This window comes from Candidatus Symbiothrix dinenymphae, from assembly GCF_001431085.1.
The window spans coordinates 1-650 of the sequence record NZ_BBRU01000214.1 but is presented as its reverse complement, the minus strand read 5'-3'; the positions used below and the strand labels follow the sequence as shown (position 1 = coordinate 650).

Annotated in this window: 1 protein-coding gene; it reads left to right on the top strand. The window is 57.2% G+C overall.

The features are described 5' to 3' along the window. A partial coding sequence (locus tag ASC50_RS02985; protein WP_478209961.1) for a DAHP synthetase I family protein occupies positions 1-650 on the top strand: 650 nt, incomplete at both ends.

Genomic DNA, 650 nt, shown 5'->3' with positions numbered 1-650 from the left:
TGGTTTGTCCCGTTCCTTGCAGCGCAGGGACCGAGGAGCAAGTGAGGAACACCGCTAAGGAGTTGGCTGTCAAGCACATCCAAATTTACCGCGCGGGGATTTGGAAGCCGCGCACCAAGCCGGGGGGCTTCGAGGGCGTGGGTACGCCAGGGCTGTCGTGGCTGCAAAAAGTGAAGCGCGAAACGGGGATGTATGTCTCCACGGAGGTTGCTACACGTGCCCACGTGGTGGAAGCGGTCAATTTCGGCATTGACTTGCTGTGGATTGGTGCGCGCACGTCGGCAAATCCGTTTGCGATGCAGGAATTGGCGGATGCTTTGAAAGAAGCGGGCTTTAAGGGTCCCGTTTTGGTGAAAAATCCGGTCAATCCCGACTTGGAGTTGTGGATTGGTGCCATTGAGCGCATCTACAACGCCGGGATTACGAAAATCGGCGCAATCCATCGCGGCTTCAGTTCGTATGACAAGTCGTTGTATCGCAACCTGCCGCAGTGGCATATCCCCATCGAGTTGAAACGCCGCCTGCCCAACCTGCCCATCATCGGCGACCCCAGCCACATTGGGGGGAAGCGCGAACTGATTGCGCCGCTGAGCCAACAGGCATTGGATTTGAACTACGACGGGCTGATTATTGAATCGCACTGCGACCCC